Raw genomic sequence first — 16,319 nt, 5'->3', positions numbered from 1 at the left:
GACTATCGATCACGTTCCCTACTAAGTCAACAGCTTTGATAGGAAATATTTCCTACTTCACAAGTAGGAATAGTTGACCGACTCGCGGGGGGCGTGCTTCGCTGGACGGACCGTCCCCCCTGCTCCCTGAGAGAGAGGTAAGCCGTGTCCGAATTCGACGTGCGCAAGATCGGCGGCCGCATCGGCGCGGAGGTCGTCGGCGTCGACCTCCGCGAGGTGTCCGACCGGGTCTTCGGCGAGATCAGCGAGGCCCTGCTGGAGCACAAGGTCCTGGGCTTCCGCGGCCAGGACCTCACCGACGAGGGCCAGCTCGCGTTCGCCGCCAAGTTCGGCGAGCTGACCGGCGCGCACCCGACCGTCCCCGGCGTCGACGGCCGGCGGGAGGTCCTGCCGGTCGACGGCGAGACGTCGCGCGCCAACCACTGGCACACCGACGTCACGTTCGTGCGGACCCCGCCGAAGATCAGCACCCTGCGCGGGCTCGTCATCCCGCCCTACGGCGGCAACACCCTCATCGCGAACAGCGCCGCCGCCTACCGCGACCTGCCGGAGGAGCTGCGCGCGTTCGCCGACCGGCTCTGGGCCGTCCACACCAACGACTACGACTACATCACCCCCGTGGAGTCCGGCGCCGACCCGGACAAGCGGGCCGAGCACCGCAAGGCGTTCGTGTCGCGCACGTGGAAGACCGCCCACCCCGTGGTGCGGGTCCACCCCGAGTCGGGCGAGCGGAACCTGTTCATCGGCGGCTTCGCGCAGAGCATCGTGGGCCTGCCGGGCAAGGAGGGCCGCGCGATCCTCGACATCCTCCAGTCGTACGTGACCCGCCCGGAGAACGTGCTGCGCTGGGTCTGGGAGCCGGGCGACGTCATCGTGTTCGACAACCGCATCACCCAGCACTACGCCCCGGACGACTACGGCGACCTCCCGCGCCGCCTGCACCGCGTCACCGTCGCGGGCGACGTCCCCGTCGGCGTGGACGGGCGGGGCAGCTACCTCGTCGAGGGCGACGACGCGGCGCACTACACGCCGAAGGTCGCCGCGGCCTGACCGCGAACTCCGTCCGCGCGGGCCCGGGGCGGGGTGGGCACCGGTCCCGCGCGGACGGCCCGGCCGAACCGCCGGACCGTCCGCGCGGTTCCCTGCACCCCCCGACCTGCGGTGACGCCGTTCCGGGAGGGGGTTACGCCACCTGGACGCGGTGCTGGACGGCCGCGTCGAACAGGTACCCGTCGTCGTTGGGGGCCGCCGCGGCGGGCTGGCGGACCCCCGCCGCGTCGACGGCGCGGGCGGCGAGCGTGACCGGGCCCGTCCGGTCGGGACACCACTCGACCTCCCAGCGGCACCACACGGCGCCGCCCTCCCGCAGGCGCGCGGGCCGCCAGGTCGCCCCGCCGTCCACGCTGACCTCGACCGCCCGCACCGGTCCGTGCGGCGCCCACGACCGGCCGGTCAGGACGACCGGGCGGCCGAGCGGCACGCGCGCGTCCCAGGGCAGCTCGAAGGCGCTCTTGGCGACCTGCTCCGCCAGCGGGGGCCCGCCGGCGGCCGGGTACCCGGGACCGGCCATCCGGTAGAAGCGGGTCGTCCACGGCGACGACAGCGGCCGGTCGGCGACCTCGATCTCCCCCAGCCACTTGATCGACGCGACCCCCACCCAGCCGGGCACCACCAGCCTGGCCGGGAACCCGTGGTCGGGCGGCAGCGGCTCCCCGTTCATCTCGTACGCCACCAGGACGTCGTCCAGGGCCTTGCCGACGGGCAGCGGCCGGCGCACGGGCCCGAAGTCCTCGCCGTCGACGCGGTACGCCGGGTCGAGCCCGGCCGGGAGCACGTCCACCGCCTCGGGGCGGAGCCCGGCGCGCTCCAGGACGGCCGCCAGCGGGACCCCGCGCCAGCGTGCGGCGCCGACGGCGCCCAGGTGCCAGGGGATGCCCGGCTTGGCGGCGCCCTGCTGGCGCTCGAACAGGGCGCGGCCGTTCCCGGCGCACTCGATCACCGCGTCCAGGGTGCGGGACGGCATGTCGAGCAGGTCCGCGTAGCCGAACTCCACGGCCCGGGCGCGCGTCGGGGCGCCCCGCAGCCCGGTGCCGAACAGGCGCAGCCGCCACGTCCGCGCGTCGATCAACGGCGTCCGGGTGTGGTTGCGCACGAAGAAGCGGTCGTTGGGCACCAGGAGCCCTTGGCCGGGCATGGCGTCCCAGCGCATCTCCGCGTTGGGTCCGTGCACGACGAACAGGTCCGACGGCACCGGCTTGAGGATGCCGCTCGCCTGCCGAGTCTTCCGCATGATCCACCACTCCTCGTCCGGGGCGGTCTTCTCTGACGCTTGCCCACCGGCGCGACATGCTATCTCGCTTATTCCGATTGACTTAGTGGGAAACATGCGCGAGGATGCCGCCATGCATCGGGATCCGCCTCTGTGGCGACGACCGCACCTGGACCTCGGACGGCTCGCGAGCGGCCTGTGTCCGCCCTGCCCGGCCGGCGGCCGGGCACGGCACGCGGAACGGAACGGAACGGAGAGGACCCCGGCAAGTGACGACGAGCACGGCCGCCCCTGAGGCGGCCCGGCCCACCGCGATCGCGGAACTGTCCACGACGGTCGCGGAACTGGCCGCGAACCCCGACGCGTGGCTGCCGCGCGTGCGGCTCGACCCGCAGGGCCGCTGGTACGAGCGGCTGCACCGCGACGACGACCACGAGATCTGGCTGATCAGCTGGCTCCCGGGCCAGTCCACCGGGCTGCACGACCACGGCGGCTCGCGCGGCGCCTTCGCCGTCGCGCTCGGCACGCTCGAGGAGCGCGACCCCGGCGCGGCCCGCCGGCTGGCGGCGGGCGAGTCCCGCGCCTTCGGCGCCGACTACGTGCACGAGGTCCGCAACGCCTCCACCGCCCCGGCGATCAGCGTCCACGCGTACGCGCCGCCGCTGGCGTCCATGAACCGCTACGACCTCGTCGACGGACGCCTCGTCCGGCTCGCCACCGAGGAGGCGGGCCGGTGGTGACGCGGACGATCGACGACGTCCTCGCGGCGGCGCGCGCCCGGCTGCGGCGGCTCGATCCGCGGTCGGCCCACGACGAGTGGCGGCGGGGCGCGCTGCTGGTCGACATCCGGCCCGCGGCGCAGCGGGCCGCCGAGGGGAGCGTGCCCGGCGCGCTGGTGATCGAGCGCAACGTCCTGGAATGGCGCCTCGACCCGGCCTCCGACGCCCGGATCCCGCAGGCCGCCGGCCACGGCGTCCGGGTGATCGTGCTGTGCTCGGAGGGCTACACCTCCAGCCTGGCGGCCGCGTCCCTGCAGGACCTCGGGCTGACCCGCGCGACCGACGTCGCCGGCGGGTTCCGCGCCTGGCGGGCCGCCGGGCTCCCCTCCTCCGGGCGCCCGGCGGCGCCCGTCCCCTGCTCGTCCTGACCGGACGAGCCTCCCCGCTCCGGGGGCGGCCCCGCTGGAGCGCCGGGTCGTGCGGACGGCCCGAGCGGCTTCCCCCGGAACGCGGGTCCGGTCCGGCCTCCTACACGGCGCGGCGACCGGACCGGACCCGCGGCGTCACCGCGCGGTCACGCCGGGGCGGCGCCGGCCCTCCGGTCGCGCACCGCCCGGACCACGGCGGTCGTGACGACCGCGCCGGTGAAGAGGCCGGCGGACGCCATCAGGGCGCCGACCGCCCAGAGCCCCGTCGCGTCGTCCGACCAGTCGGCGCACAGCGCGGCCATGGTGCCGAGGACGGGCGCGGCGGCGGCGGTGACGGGATGGCGGAAGGCCGCCGCGGCGACGGTCAGCGCGACGAGGACCAGGACCAGGCCGGCGACCTGCCACGGCTGGTAGGGGCCGGTCTCGCTGCCGTCGGGATGCACGTCGCGGCGCTGGTCCCAGCCGAGCCAGGCGGCCCAGTTCGCGGCGGCCGCCGCGGCCAGGAGGAGGAAGGCCGCCGCCTCGAACGCGGCCCGCTTCGGCGCTCGTGTCGTCATGCGTTCATGGTCCCGCCGGACGCGCCCCGGCCGACTGAGTACGGATACTCATCTCCGCGCGGGGCGTACCCGGGTCCGCGGTGCGCGGTAGTGCCTGCACTACTCCAGGTGGGCAACTGGCTGCATTGTCCCCGGTGAGCGGCCTCCCTAGCGTCGAAGGGCGTCGGACAAGACTCCCCTGGAAGGCACCCGCACCATGTCAATGACCCCAGCCGGCACGCCCGCGGCCGGCACGCCCGCGGTCGGCACGGCTCCGGGCGGGACGGCTCCGGCCGGCTCGTTCCCGGCCGACTGCGCCGTCAGCGTCGAAGGCGTCCGCAAGACCTACGGCGGCGAGCAGCCCGTCGTGGCGCTCCACGGCGTCGACACCCGGTTCCGCCGGGGGACGATGACGGCGGTGATGGGGCCGTCCGGATCCGGCAAGAGCACCCTGCTGCACTGCGCGGCCGGCCTGGACCGGCCGGACGCGGGCCGGGTCCGGATCGGCGGCACGGACCTGTCGACGATGTCGGAGAAGCAGCTGACGAAGCTGCGCCGCGACCGGGTGGGGTTCGTATTCCAGGCGTTCAACCTGGTCGGCGCGCTCACCGTGGAGCAGAACATCCTGCTGCCCGGACGGCTGTCGGGCCGGCGCCCGGAGCCGGCGTGGCTCGCCGAGGTGATCGACCGGGTCGGGCTGGGCGAGCGGCTGCGGCACCGCCCGGCGGAGCTGTCGGGCGGGCAGCAGCAGCGGGTCGCCATCGCCCGCGCGCTCGCCACCCGGCCGGAGGTGGTCTTCTGCGACGAGCCGACCGGCGCGCTCGACACGCAGACCGCCGCCGAGGTGCTGGCGCTGCTGCGGGCGGCCGTCGACGACACCGGGCAGACCGTGATCATGGTGACCCACGACCCGGTCGCCGCGTCCTACGCCGACCGGGTCGTGGTCCTCGCCGACGGCCGCATCGTCTCGGACCTGCCGCGGCCGGGCGTCCAGCGGATCGCGGAGCAGCTCGCGAACCTCGGCCGCCGCCCCGCCGCGCACCGGGAGGGCTGAACCGTGCTCCGGCTCGCACTGCAGATGCTCCGGCACCGCAAGGGGACGTTCGCGGCGACGTTCCTCGCGCTCGCCGCGGGCGTCACCGTCCTCACCGTGTGCGGCGTCCTCGTGGAATCGGGGCTCCGGTACAAGGGGCAGCCGCAGCGGTACGCCGCCGCGACCGCCGTCGTCGCGCAGCGGGACCTCACCATCACCAACGAGATGTTCGGCGAGACCGAGACCGCCACGCTGCCGCTGCCCGAGCCCGGCGGCGTCCCGAGCGAGCTGGTGCGGCGGCTCGCCGGGGTGCCGGGCGTGGCGCGCGCGGTCGCCGACCGCTCGATCCCCGCCGCGGCCGCGGACGCCCCGGAGGTGCCCGCCCAGGGGCACGGCTGGGGCAGCGCGGCGCTCGCCCCGTACCGGGTGGTGTCCGGCGCGCCGCCGCGGACGGACGGCGAGATCGCCGTGGACGCCCGGATCGCCGAGGCCGGACGGCTGCGTCCCGGTTCGGCCGCGACCGTCGTCGCCGGCGGGACGGCGCACCGGTTCACCGTGAGCGGCGTCGTCGACGCGGGCGAGACCCGCGGCGTGGCGGCGGCGCTGTTCTTCACCGACGCGCTGGCCGCCCGGCTCGACCCCGACCCGCGCCGCGTCGACGCGGTCGGCGTCCTCGCCGAGCGCGGCGCCGACCCGGCGGCCGTCCTGGCCGGGGTGCGCAAGGTCGCGGACGGCGCCGGCGCGACGGCGTACGCGGGGGACGACCGGGGCATCGCGGAGCAGCCGGAGGTGGGCGCGGCGCGCGACCTGCTCGTGCAGGCCGGCGGCGCGTTCGCCGGCTACGCCGCGCTGATCATCGGGTTCGTGGTCGCCGCGACGGTCGGGCTGTCGGTGCGGTACCGCCGCCGCGACCTCGCCCTGCTGCGCGCGATCGCGGCCGCCCCGGGCCAGGTGCGGGCGCTGATCCTCGGCGAGACGGGGATGCTGGCGGCGCTCGCGGCGGTGGTGGGCGTCCCCTGCGGCCTCGCCGCCGCCCGCTGGGTGGGGGGCGAACTGGTCGACCGCGGGTTCGTGCCCGTCACCTACACCGCGAGCGGCGGGCTGCTCGCCGCGCCCGCGGCGGTCGCGGCCGTGGCGGCCGTCGCACTGCTGTCCGCGGGGATCGCCGCGCAGCGGACCGCCGCGATCCGGCCCACCGAGGCGCTCGGCGAGGCCGCGGTCGAGCGCGGGCTCGGCGGCCAGATCCGGGTCATCTTCGGCGTGGCGTGCCTCGGCGGCGGCGTCGTCCTGATCTTCGTCACGGGCGGCGCGAACGGGCAGACGGCCATGGGCGCCGCGGTCGGCATGCTGTACACGTTCGTGCTGGCGGTCGCGCTGCTGGCGCCGTGGATCAACCGGGCCGCCGCGGCCGCCGCGGCGCCGGTGCTGCGGCTGGTGTGGCGCGACAGCGGGTACCTCGCCGCCGCGAACCTGCGGGCGAACGCCCGCGGCATGGTCGCCGTGCTGACCGCGCTCGTCCTGTCCGTCGGGTTCGGCGGCACCGTCTGGTTCCTCCAGGACAACCTGCAGCGCCAGACGGTCGAGCAGAGCCGGGACGGGACGGTCGCGCAGCACGCGCTCGTCGGCGGCGCCGGGCTGCCCGCGGCGGCGTCGGAGGACGCCCGCCGGATCCCCGGCGTGGTCGCCGCGACCGGCGTGCGCCGCACGTCCGTGATCGTCCCGTTCATGGGCGAGGGCATGGCGGTCGTCGCGCAGGGCGTCGACCCGCGGGGGGCCGCCGAGACCATGGACCTGGACGTCACCGAGGGCAGCCTCGCCGACCTGCGGGACGGGACGGTCGCGGTGTCGTCGTCGCAGGCGGGCACGTCCAAGTGGGAGGTCGGCGGGGACGCGCGGTTCTGGCTCGGCGACGGGACGCCCGTCACGCTGAAGGTCGTCGCCGTGTACGAGCGGGGCTTCGGGTTCGGGGACGTCACGCTGAGCAACGCGACGCTCGCCGGCCACACCGCGTCCGGGCTGAACGACCACGTCCTGATCCGCACCGCCCCCGGCGCCGACGCGGGCCCGGCCCTGGCGGAGCTGGCCCGCGCGTACCCAGCGAGCGCCGTGACGAGCACCGACCGGCTCACCGGGGAGCTCGCGAAGGACCTGGAGATCAGCGCCTGGCTCAACAAGATGCTGATCGCCGTGCTCGTCGGCTACGCGGTGCTCGCCGCCGCCAACACCCTCGTCATGGCGGCGCTGGCCCGGACCCGGGAGCTGTCGCTGCTGCGCCTGGTCGGGGTGACGACCGGGCAGGCGAAGCGGATGGTCCACGCCGAGCAGGCCACGCTGCTGGGCGTGTCGATCGGGATCGGCGCGGCGATCGCGGCGGTCACCCTCTCCTCGATCGTCAACGCGATCGCCGGGCAGCGCGTCCCGTACGTCCCGGCGCTCGGATGGGTCGTGATCGTCGGCGGGACCGCGGCGCTCGCGCTGGTCGCCACGATGCTGCCGATCGGCCGGCTGCTGCGCCGCACCCGCCCGGTCGAGGGCATCGGCATCCGCGAGTAGCCGGCCGCGCGCCGCGCCCCGGGGGGGCCGTGCCCCCGGGGCGTCCGGCGTCAGAAGCCCTGGGCCAGGCGGTGGTACGCCTGGTTCCAGCGGAGCTCCTTCGCGAACCGCGCCGTGGTCGTGCCGGCGTCGATGACGGCGAGTTCGACACCGAGCATCTCGGCCAGGTCGGTGAGCTCCTCGGCGCCGACCGCCGTGGACAGGACGGTGTGGTGCGGGCCCCCGGCGGTGAGCCACGACTCCGTGGACGTCGCCAGGTCGGGGCGCGGCCGCCAGACGGCCCGCGCCACCGGCAGGTTCGGCAGCGGCGGCGGGACGACCACGTCGATCTCGTTCGCGACCAGCCGGAACCGGTCGCCGAGGTCGGCGAGGCCCACGACGATCCCGGGGCCGGGCTCGGCGTCGAACACCAGGCGCACGGGGTCCTCGCGGCCGCCGATGCCGAGCGGGTGGATCTCGCAGGACGGCGTGCCCGCGGCGATCGACGGGCAGACCTCCAGCATGTGGGCGCCGAGGATGAGCTGCTCCCCCGGCACCAGGTTGTAGGTGTAGTCCTCCATGAACGAGGTGCCGCCGCCCGGCGCCATCGCCTTGAGGGCCCGCAGCAGCGCGGCCGTCTTCCAGTCGCCCTCGCCGCCGAACCCGTGGCCGTCCGCCATGAGCCGCTGGACGGCCAGGCCGGGGAGCTGGCGGAGCCCGCCGAGGTCCTCGAAGTTGGTGGTGAAGGCCGTGAAGCCGCCGTCCGCGAGGAACCCGCGCAGCCCCAGCTCGATGCGGGCGGCGTAGCGCAGCGACGCGTGCCGGTCGCCGCCCGCGCGCAGCTCGGGGGCGACGTCGTAGGCGTCCTCGTACTCGGCGGCCAGCGCCGCCGCGCCCGCGTCGGCGACCGCGTCCACCGCCGCGACCAGGTCGTTCACGGCGTAGGTGTTGACCGAGACGCCGAAGCGGAGCTGCGCCTCGACCTTGTCGCCCTCGGTGACCGCGACGTCGCGCATGTTGTCGCCGAAGCGGGCGAGCCGCATCGTGCGCAGCGCCGCGGCGCCGGCGGCGGCCCGCGCCCACGCCTCGATCCGGGACGCCGTGGACGGGTCGGTGACGTGCCCCGCCACGGTCTTGCGGGCGACGCCCAGCCGGGTCTGGACGTGCGCGAACTCGCGGTCGCCGTGGGCGGCCTGGTTGAGGTTCATGAAGTCCATGTCGATGGAGCTCCACGGCAGCTCCACGTTCGCCTGCGTGTGCAGGTGCAGCAGCGGCTTGCGCAGCGCGTCCAGGCCCGCGATCCACATCTTCGCCGGGGAGAACGTGTGCATCCACGCGATCACGCCGGTGCAGGCGTCGTCCGCGTTCGCCTCCAGCATGACGCGGCGGATGGACGCCGCGTCGGTGAGCACCGGCTTCCACTCGACGCCGATCGGCAGGGCGTCCGCGATCCGCCGGGACTGCTCGGCCACCTGCCGCAGCGTGTCCGCGCCGTACAGCCCCTGGCTGCCGGTCAGGAACCATGCCGTCATCGCGTGCTCCTCTGCCCGTAGACGTTCTGGTAGCGGTCGTACAGGCGGTCGACGTCGGCCCGCGCGATCGGCAGCGGCTCGCCGAGCTGCCGCGACACGTGCACGGTGCGGGCGACGTCCTCGCACATCACCGCGGCCTTGACGGCGGCCTTCGGGGAGTCGCCGACCGTGAAGACGCCGTGGTTGCGCATCAGCACGGCCTTCGACCGGTGGCCGCGCAGCGTGGCGACGACGCCGCGGCCGATGTCGTCGCCGCCGATCAGCGCGAACGGCCCCACCGGGATCTCGCCGCCGAACTCGTCGGCCATCGCGGTCAGCACGCACGGGATCGGCTCCCCGCGCGCCGCCCACGCGGACGCGTAGGTGGAGTGCGTGTGCACGACCCCGTTCACGTCCGGCATGTGCCGGTACACGTAGGCGTGCGCGGCGGTGTCGCTGGACGGCGCCAGCTCCCCCTCGACGAGGTTCCCGTCGAGGTCGCACACGACGATCGACGCGGGCGTCAGGTCGTCGTAGGACACCCCGCTGGGCTTGATGGCGAACCGGTCGCCGCCGGGCAGCCGCCCGGACACGTTGCCCGCCGTCCACGCGACCAGGTCGTTGCGGACGAGTTCGGCGTGCAGGCGGCAGACGGTCTCCCGGAGCTCTTCGTCGGTCATCCTTTTCCCCGTGGGGAAACGACCCCCCACACCCCCCGGCGAATGCGGCCGCATTCCTTCACTCCAGTCGCTTCGCTCCTTGCGTTCGGTCATGCGGCGGCCTCGTTCCTGATCGCGCGGAGGCGGTGCAGCAGGCCGCCGTCCGCGAAGTGGTCGTGCAGCCGGCGGTACTCGGCGTACAGCCGGTCGTAGGCGTCGGCGCGGTCCGGGTCGGGGACGAACGCGTCCGGGACGCGCCGGCCCATGGCGGCGGCCGCGGCGGTGACGTCGGGGTGGGCGCCCGCGGCGACGGCCGCGTGGATCGCCGCGCCGAGCGCCGGCCCCTGGCCGGAGCCGATCGCCGACAGGGGGCGGCGCAGCACGTCGGCGTACACCTGCATGAGGAACCGGTTGCCGAGCAGCCCGCCCGCGACGACGACCTCCTCGACCGGCACCCCGGACGCCTCGAACGTCTCGACGATCGTCCGGGCGCCGAACGCCGTCGCCTCGATGAGCGCCCGGTAGACGTCCTCGGGCCGGGTCGCGAGCGTCTGCCCGACGAGCACGCCGGACAGGTCGTGGTCGACGAGCACGGACCGGTTGCCGTTGTGCCAGTCGAGCGCGACGAGCCCGTGCTCGCCGACCCGCTGCCGCTCGGCGAGCGAGGTGAGGTACTCGTGGGCGCTCATCCCCCGGGCGTCCGCCTCGCGGGTGTAGGACGCGGGCACGGACGTCTCGGCGAACCAGCCGAAGATGTCGCCGACGCCCGACTGGCCCGCCTCGTACCCCCACAGCCCGGGGACGATCCCGTCGCGCACCGCGCCGCACATGCCCGGCACCTCGGCGAGCCGGTCGGACGCCATGACGTGGCAGGTGGAGGTGCCCATGATGGCGACCATCCGGCCGGGCCGGACGGCGTCCGCCGCGGCGGCCGTGACGTGCGCGTCCACGTTGCCGACGGCGACCGCGATGCCCGCGGGGAGGCCCGTCCAGGCGGCGGCCTCGGCGGTCAGCCGCCCGGCGAGGCCGCCGAGGGGCGCGAGGTCGTGCCCGAGCTTGTCGGTGAAGTCCGCGAAGTCCGGGTTCAGGGCGGCGGCGAACTCCGCGGAGGGGTACCGGCCGTCCTGGTGGATGCCTTTGTACCCGGCCGTGCAGACGTTGCGGGACTCGGTGCCGGTGAGCTGCCAGACGATCCAGTCGGCGGCCTCGATCCAGCGTTCGGCCTCCGCGTACGTCGCGGGGTCCTCTTCGAGGACCTGCAGGCCCTTGGCCCACTCCCATTCGGCGGAGATCTTCCCGCCGTACCGGGCGAGCCAGGGCTCGCCCCGCTCGGCGGCGAGCGCGTTGATCCGGTCGGCGTGCGGCTGGGCGGCGTGGTGCTTCCACAGCTTGGGCCAGGCGTGCGGGCGGTCCGGGTGCCGCTCGCACAGCGGCGTCCCGTCGGCCGCCGCCGGCAGCACGGTGCAGGCGGTGAAGTCGGTGCCGATGCCGGCGACGTCCGCCGGGTCGACGCCCGCCGCGGCCACCGCCGCCGGGACGGCGGCCCGCAGGACGCCGCGCCAGTCCTCGGGCGACTGCAGGGCCCAGTCGGGCGGGAGCCGCGGCCCGCCGCCGGGCAGTCGCTCCTCGATCACCCCGTGGGCGTACTCGTGGACCGCGCTCCCGAGTTCGGCGCCGTCCGCGACCCGCACCACCACGGCCCGTCCGGACAGGGTGCCGAAGTCCACTCCCACCACGTACGCGTCTGCGCCCACACCGTCCCCTCTCTCGCTGTCGTCACTGTGACCGGTAACATGCGCCGCCGTCAACCCCCATGGACACCATCCATACTCGGGAGTATGGTTCCGTACCATGGGGTATGGAGATGACGTCACCGCCCGCGTGCGCGCCCTCGCGCCCGCGCTGTCCGACCGCGCCCGCGCCGCCGAGGAGGCGCGGCGGCTGCCCGACGAGACGATCGCCGACCTGGCCGCCACCGGCCTGTTCGGCACGCTCGTCCCGAAGCGGTTCGGCGGCGCCGAACTCGGCTTCGCCACGATGGCCGCCGCGTGCCGCGAGGCCGGCGCGGGCTGCGCGTCCACCGGATGGCTCTCCGCCATCTACACGTTGCACAACTGGATGGTCGCGCTGTTCCCCGAGAAGGCGCAGGAGGAGGTGTGGGCCGAGCGCCCCTACGCCCTCATCCCCTGCACCCTCGCCCCGAGCGGCACCGCCGAACCCGTCGACGGCGGCCACACGGTCACCGGCCGCTGGTCGTGGGGCAGCGGGGTCATGCACGCCGACCACGTCATGGTCCTCGCGCTCGTCACCGCCGGCGGCGGGATCGAGCCCCGCCTGTTCCTGCTGCCCCGCGCCGACGTCGCCGTCCACGACGTCTGGCACACCAGCGGCATGCGCGGCACCGGCAGCAACGACATCGAGGTCGCGGGCGCGTTCGTCCCCGCGCACCGGTCGGTGCCGCTGGCCGACCTCGCCGAGGGCCGCTCCCCCGGCTCCCGCGTCCACCCGGGCGTCCCGTACCGGACGCCGCTGGTCCCGGTGTTCGCGCTGGCCGGCGCGGCGCCCGTCCTCGGCACCGCGGAGGGGGTGCTCGCCCGCTTCCGCGCGCGCATGGAGGGCCGGGTGATGTCGTACACGGGCGAGCGGCAGCGCGACCTGATGAGCGGCCAGATCCGGCTCGCCGCTGCGACCGCCGACCTGCGCGCCGCCCGGCTCCTGCTGGAGGACGCGCTGGGCGCCGCGTCCGGCGACGACGCCGCGGACCTGCGCCGCCGCGCGAACGCCCGGCTGGCCGCGGCCCACGTCGTCGCGACCGCCCGCCGCGTCGTCAACGACCTGTGCGGCGCCGCCGGGGCGAGCACCCAGCTCATCGACTCGCCGTTCCAGCGGGCGCAGCGCGATGTGAATACGATCTCCGGGCACGTGGTGTTCGACCCGGACGCGTCCTACGCGCTCTGGGGCAAGATCGAGCTCGGCCTGGACCCCGGCCCGGTCAACCTCGTGTGACCGCACGAACGATCGGGGGAGCGCGATGACGGCCCGCACGAAGGCGTCCAGGCGGGACTGGATCGAGGCCGCGTACGGGGAACTGGCCCGCACCGGCGAGCGCGGCGTGACGATCAACGCGCTCGCGGCCCGCCTGGGCGTCACCAAGGGCAGCTTCTACTGGCACTTCAAGGACCGCACCGAGCTGGTGCGGGCCCTGCTCGACCGGTGGGCGCACGAGCGGACGGACGAGATGCTCGGGCTCGCGCTCGGCACCACCGCCGACCCGCGCGAGCGGCTGCGCCGCGTCCAGGCGCTCGGCCGCGAGATCGCGCCGGTCGACCGCGCGATGCGGCTGTGGGCGCGGCGCGAGCCCGCGGCCGAGGAGGCCGTCCGGCACGCCGACCGCGCCCTCCTCGGCCACATCACCGCCTGCCTGCGCGACCTCGGCTTCGCCCCCGACGACGCCCGCCTGCGCGCCCTGCTCATGCTCCGCTCATGGGTCGGCGGCTACCTGGTCCCCACACCCCCGGACGCCCCCGACCAAGACGACCGCATGCTCGCCCTCGCCGGTCTGCATCGTCACGCCGGGCAGCAGCATCGGGACCTGGACGTTCGCGAGGTCGCGCATCGAGTCGCGCAGCCCCTCGCGGGTCTTGCACTCGGCCGCGTCCATCGTCCGGTGGAAGCTGCTCGCCACGGCCCACCCGAACGCGTGGTACGGGACGGCCGGGTCCGCGTTCGGCACGTACTGCTTCATCTTCGCCCGGTAGAGCCGCATCTCCGGGTCGTTCGCCCACTGCGGGTCGTTCGGGTCCTTGTAGTACGTGGCGGACACGACGCCCTGGACGTTCTCGAACCCGACCGGTTCGAGGACGGTGACGGACGCGGCGACGTTGTTGACGATGTGCAGCGGGTTCCAGTCGGCGATCTTCGCGTCGGCGGCGAGGGCCTGGGAGCCGAACTTCGGCGTCGTCACGTTGAGGAAGACGTCCGCGCCGGACCCGGCGAGGTCGCGCATCTGCGGCTCGACGCTCGGGTCGGAGACCTCGTAGCTCTCCTCCTGGACGATCGTGATGCCGCTGCCCTCGACGGCCCTTTTGAAGCCCCCGACGAGGTCCTCGCCGAAGTCGTCGTTCTGGAACAGGACGGCGACCTTCGCGTTCGGCTTCTCCTGCTTGAGGAACTGCGCGTACACGCGGGCCTCGGAGACGTAGTTGGGCTGCCACCCGATCGTCCACGGGTGCTCGCCGTCGGTCCCCCACTTCGACGCGCCGGTCGCCACGAACACCTGCGGCACCTTGCGCTGGTTCGCGTAGTCCCAGGTCGCGGTGGTCGACGGGGTGCCGAGGGTCTGGAACAGCGCGAACACCTGCTCCTGCTCGACGAGCCGGCGCGCCTCCTCGACGGCCTTCGGCGGCTGGTAGCCGTCGTCGCGGACGACGAACTCCACGGTGCGCCCGTCGATGCCGCCCTTCTCGGCGTTGACGTAGTCGAAGTAGGCTTCGATGCCCTTCGGGATGGCGCCGTACGCGGACGCCGGGCCCGACAGCGGGTAGATGCCGCCGAGCTTGATCGCCTCGTCGGTGATGCCGGTCGTCTGCTGCCCTTCGCAGCGCCCCTCGGCGGTGCTCCCGCCGCCGTCGTCCCGGCCGCCGCAGGCCGCCGCGGACGCCAGCAGCAGCACGGCCGCCGACGCCGCGGCCGTCCGTCCCATCGTTCGGCGCATTGCGTCACCTCTTCCGGAGGATCTTGTCGGTCGTCCACGGCGCGACGCGTCCCGGCAGTCCGGCCAGGCCGGTCGGGGCGAGGTACATCACCGCGATGATCAGCAGGCCGAAGATGACCCCCGGCGCCGCCTCGTTGATGTCCTGGGAGAGGCTCGGCACGAACATCATGAACAGCCCGCCGAGCAGCGGTCCCGCGGTCGACCCGAGGCCGCCCACCACGATCGCGGCGAGCAGCGTGATCGACAGGTTGACGGTGAACGAGTCGGGCGACACGAACCCGATCGTCCACGTGTAGAGGCAGCCCGCCGCCCCCGCGAACAGCGCGCTCCACGCGAACGCGAGCCGCTTGTACGCCGCCGGCCGCACGCCCATCACCTCGGCGGCCGTCTCGTTGTCGCGGACGGAGTGCAGCGCGCGGCCCACGCGGGAGCGGAGCAGGAACCGCACGACCGCGAACGCCAGGACCGTCCCGGCGAGCGCGAGGAAGTAGAGCCACTGGTCGGGGGCGAGGCCGGTCCAGGACGGCGGCGCGGGCTTCTCCAGCGTCAGCCCCATCGACCCGCCGGTCACCGACCCGAACCGCTTGAGCAGCGGCACCAGGAAGATCGCGATGGCGAGGGTGACGAGCGCCAGGTACAGGCCGCGCAGCCGGGTGGCGGGCACGCCCAGCGCCAGCCCGATCGCGAACGTCAGCGCCGCCGCGAGCGGGAACGTCAGCGGGTACGGGACGTCCCAGTGGAACATCATCGCGGCCGTCCCGTAGGCGCCGACGGCGAAGAACGCGCCGTGCCCGAGGGAGATCTGCCCGGCGTGCCCCACCAGCAGGTTCAGCCCGATCAGCGCGACCGCGTACACCATCACCATCGTCAGCTGGAACACCCGGAACGGGACCAGCTCGAACGGCGCCCGCAGCGCCGCCAGCAGCAGGACGCCCGCCAGGATCGCGCGCCAGTGCCGGACGGCGAACGCCGCCGCCCGGTCGCGGGCCGTCGGGTCGACGCGGGCCCCGGCCGTCTTCGTCCCCATCTCGCTCCTCACGCGCGCTCCACCGCCGGACGTCCGAACAGGCCCTGCGGGCGCAGCAGCAGGACGCCCAGGATGATCGCCAGCGGGACGCCGATCTTCAGGTCGGAGCCGATCGCGTCGACGTACGCGCCCGCGAGGGTCTCGGCCACGCCGACGACCAGGCCGCCGACGACGGCGCCGAGCGGGCTGTCGAAACCCCCGAGGGTCGCGGCGGCGAACGCGTAGATGAGGACGCCGCCCATCATGTTCGGCTCCAGGAACAGCAGCGGCGCGACGAGCACGCCCGACACCGCGCCGACCATCGCGGCGAGGCCCCAGCCGACCGCGAGGGTCCACCCGACCCGGATCCCGACCAGCCGCGCCGACTCGGGGTTCGCGGCGACGGCGCGCATCCCGAGGCCGATCTTGGTGTGCCGGAACAGCAGGTACAGCAGGCCCATCACCCCGCCGACGACGGCGAGGATCCCGAGCGTCGCGTAGCCGACGCTGACCCCGCCCGCCCGCAGCGCGCCGTCGGGGAACGGGTTCGGGAAGTCTTTGATCAAGAAGGACCAGATCCAGCCGGCGGCGGCGTTGACGAAGATGAACAGGCCGACCGTGACGATCACGATCGTCAGCTCGGGGGCGCCCTCGACCGGCCGGATGATCACCCGCTCGATCAGCATCCCGCCCGCGAACGAGATCGCGAGCGTGAGGAGCAGCGCGAGCCAGAACGGGAGCCCCGCGTCGATGAACGTCCACGCGATGTACGTCGCGAACATCGCCAGCTCGCCCTGCGCGAAGTTCACGATCCCGGTGAAGCGGTAGATCAGGACGAGCGCGAGCGCGAGGCTCGCGTAGATCGCGCCGGCGCTCAGCCCGGCCACGCACTGCTGCAGGAAGTCGGCCACG

The 16,319-nt window shown here is 74.7% G+C and carries 14 protein-coding genes and 1 pseudogene; 7 read left to right on the top strand and 8 right to left on the bottom strand.

Going from position 1 to position 16,319, the window contains the following annotated elements:
- The first annotated feature begins 144 nt into the window (after positions 1-144).
- The gene (locus tag DMH08_RS01590; protein WP_026405063.1) at positions 145-1,050 is read left to right on the top strand and encodes a TauD/TfdA dioxygenase family protein; all 906 of its coding nucleotides are present in this window, start codon (positions 145-147) and stop codon (positions 1,048-1,050) included.
- A 133-nt stretch (positions 1,051-1,183) separates the two neighbouring features.
- On the opposite strand, the gene DMH08_RS01585 is transcribed toward DMH08_RS01590, so the two are convergent.
- Positions 1,184-2,290, bottom strand: a complete 1,107-nt coding sequence (locus DMH08_RS01585) for a sulfite oxidase (RefSeq protein ID WP_233617346.1) — start codon at positions 2,288-2,290, stop codon at positions 1,184-1,186.
- 248 nt (positions 2,291-2,538) lie between these two features.
- Here DMH08_RS01585 and DMH08_RS01580 point away from each other — a divergent pair, with 248 nt between their 5' ends.
- A complete protein-coding gene (locus tag DMH08_RS01580) occupies positions 2,539-3,009 on the top strand; it encodes a cysteine dioxygenase (protein WP_233617345.1) in 471 nt (156 codons plus the stop codon).
- Complete coding sequence (locus DMH08_RS01575; protein WP_051301353.1) at positions 3,003-3,416, top strand: rhodanese-like domain-containing protein; 414 nt, start codon at positions 3,003-3,005, stop codon at positions 3,414-3,416. The genes DMH08_RS01580 and DMH08_RS01575 overlap by 7 nt, the downstream gene beginning before the upstream one ends.
- Before the next feature lie 146 nt (positions 3,417-3,562).
- On the opposite strand, the gene DMH08_RS01570 is transcribed toward DMH08_RS01575, so the two are convergent.
- Entirely contained in the window at positions 3,563-3,973 is a 411-nt protein-coding gene (locus DMH08_RS01570) for a hypothetical protein (protein WP_199747561.1), read from the bottom strand.
- Positions 3,974-4,175: 202 nt separating this feature from the next.
- On the opposite strand from DMH08_RS01570, the gene DMH08_RS01565 reads away from it, so the two are divergent.
- The gene (locus DMH08_RS01565) at positions 4,176-5,006 is read left to right on the top strand and encodes an ABC transporter ATP-binding protein (RefSeq protein WP_199747566.1); all 831 of its coding nucleotides are present in this window, start codon (positions 4,176-4,178) and stop codon (positions 5,004-5,006) included.
- A gap of 3 nt (positions 5,007-5,009) precedes the next feature.
- Positions 5,010-7,538, top strand: a complete 2,529-nt coding sequence (locus DMH08_RS01560; protein WP_125611165.1) for an ABC transporter permease — start codon at positions 5,010-5,012, stop codon at positions 7,536-7,538.
- A gap of 50 nt (positions 7,539-7,588) precedes the next feature.
- Here DMH08_RS01560 and araA read toward each other — a convergent pair whose 3' ends face one another.
- The 3 genes from araA to araB form a co-directional block, all read right to left on the bottom strand.
- Complete coding sequence (gene araA, locus DMH08_RS01555; protein ID WP_125611163.1) at positions 7,589-9,049, bottom strand: L-arabinose isomerase; 1,461 nt, start codon at positions 9,047-9,049, stop codon at positions 7,589-7,591.
- The gene (locus tag DMH08_RS01550; protein ID WP_026405068.1) at positions 9,046-9,708 is read right to left on the bottom strand and encodes an L-ribulose-5-phosphate 4-epimerase; all 663 of its coding nucleotides are present in this window, start codon (positions 9,706-9,708) and stop codon (positions 9,046-9,048) included. The genes araA and DMH08_RS01550 overlap by 4 nt, the downstream gene beginning before the upstream one ends.
- Positions 9,709-9,797: 89 nt before the next feature.
- Entirely contained in the window at positions 9,798-11,423 is a 1,626-nt protein-coding gene (gene araB, locus DMH08_RS01545) for a ribulokinase (protein ID WP_233617350.1), read from the bottom strand.
- 115 nt (positions 11,424-11,538) lie between these two features.
- On the opposite strand from araB, the gene DMH08_RS01540 reads away from it, so the two are divergent.
- Both DMH08_RS01540 and DMH08_RS42730 read left to right on the top strand, forming a co-directional pair.
- On the top strand, positions 11,539-12,693 hold the full coding sequence (locus tag DMH08_RS01540) for an acyl-CoA dehydrogenase family protein (RefSeq protein WP_125611159.1): 1,155 nt from the start codon (positions 11,539-11,541) through the stop codon (positions 12,691-12,693).
- A gap of 25 nt (positions 12,694-12,718) precedes the next feature.
- Positions 12,719-12,832, top strand: a pseudogene (locus DMH08_RS42730) (hypothetical protein); the annotation flags it as partial.
- A 336-nt stretch (positions 12,833-13,168) separates the two neighbouring features.
- Here DMH08_RS42730 and DMH08_RS01530 read toward each other — a convergent pair.
- Genes DMH08_RS01530 through DMH08_RS01520 form a run of 3 tightly spaced genes read right to left on the bottom strand, consistent with a single transcriptional unit; the run spans position 13,169 to position 16,318 of the window.
- Positions 13,169-14,401, bottom strand: coding sequence for an ABC transporter substrate-binding protein (locus DMH08_RS01530; protein WP_233617343.1), 1,233 nt, complete (start codon positions 14,399-14,401; stop codon positions 13,169-13,171).
- A 4-nt stretch (positions 14,402-14,405) separates the two neighbouring features.
- Positions 14,406-15,440 (bottom strand): branched-chain amino acid ABC transporter permease, encoded by a 1,035-nt coding sequence (locus DMH08_RS01525; protein WP_233617342.1) that lies wholly within the window; start codon positions 15,438-15,440, stop codon positions 14,406-14,408.
- Positions 15,437-16,318, bottom strand: coding sequence for a branched-chain amino acid ABC transporter permease (locus tag DMH08_RS01520; protein ID WP_125611157.1), 882 nt, complete (start codon positions 16,316-16,318; stop codon positions 15,437-15,439). The genes DMH08_RS01525 and DMH08_RS01520 overlap by 4 nt, the downstream gene beginning before the upstream one ends.
- Position 16,319: the final 1 nt, after the last annotated feature.

The organism is Actinomadura sp. WAC 06369, assembly GCF_003947565.1.
In the GTDB taxonomy this organism is placed as follows: domain Bacteria; phylum Actinomycetota; class Actinomycetes; order Streptosporangiales; family Streptosporangiaceae; genus Spirillospora; species Spirillospora rifamycini.
Note: the sequence above shows the minus strand (reverse complement) of the source record. Positions and strands in the feature narration are given on the sequence as shown.

What these genes read in the sequence shown, in the direction of transcription:
- DMH08_RS01585 (WP_233617346.1), bottom strand. Translation starts at nt 2,290, where the DNA reads ATGCGGAAGACTCGGCAGGCGAGCGGCATCCTCAAGCCGGTGCCGTCG.
- DMH08_RS01570 (WP_199747561.1), bottom strand. Translation starts at nt 3,973, where the DNA reads ATGACGACACGAGCGCCGAAGCGGGCCGCGTTCGAGGCGGCGGCCTTC.
- DMH08_RS01565 (WP_199747566.1), top strand. Translation starts at nt 4,176, where the DNA reads ATGACCCCAGCCGGCACGCCCGCGGCCGGCACGCCCGCGGTCGGCACG.
- araA (WP_125611163.1), bottom strand. Translation starts at nt 9,049, where the DNA reads ATGACGGCATGGTTCCTGACCGGCAGCCAGGGGCTGTACGGCGCGGAC.
- DMH08_RS01550 (WP_026405068.1), bottom strand. Translation starts at nt 9,708, where the DNA reads ATGACCGACGAAGAGCTCCGGGAGACCGTCTGCCGCCTGCACGCCGAA.
- DMH08_RS01540 (WP_125611159.1), top strand. Translation starts at nt 11,539, where the DNA reads ATGGGGTATGGAGATGACGTCACCGCCCGCGTGCGCGCCCTCGCGCCC.
- DMH08_RS01530 (WP_233617343.1), bottom strand. Translation starts at nt 14,401, where the DNA reads ATGCGCCGAACGATGGGACGGACGGCCGCGGCGTCGGCGGCCGTGCTG.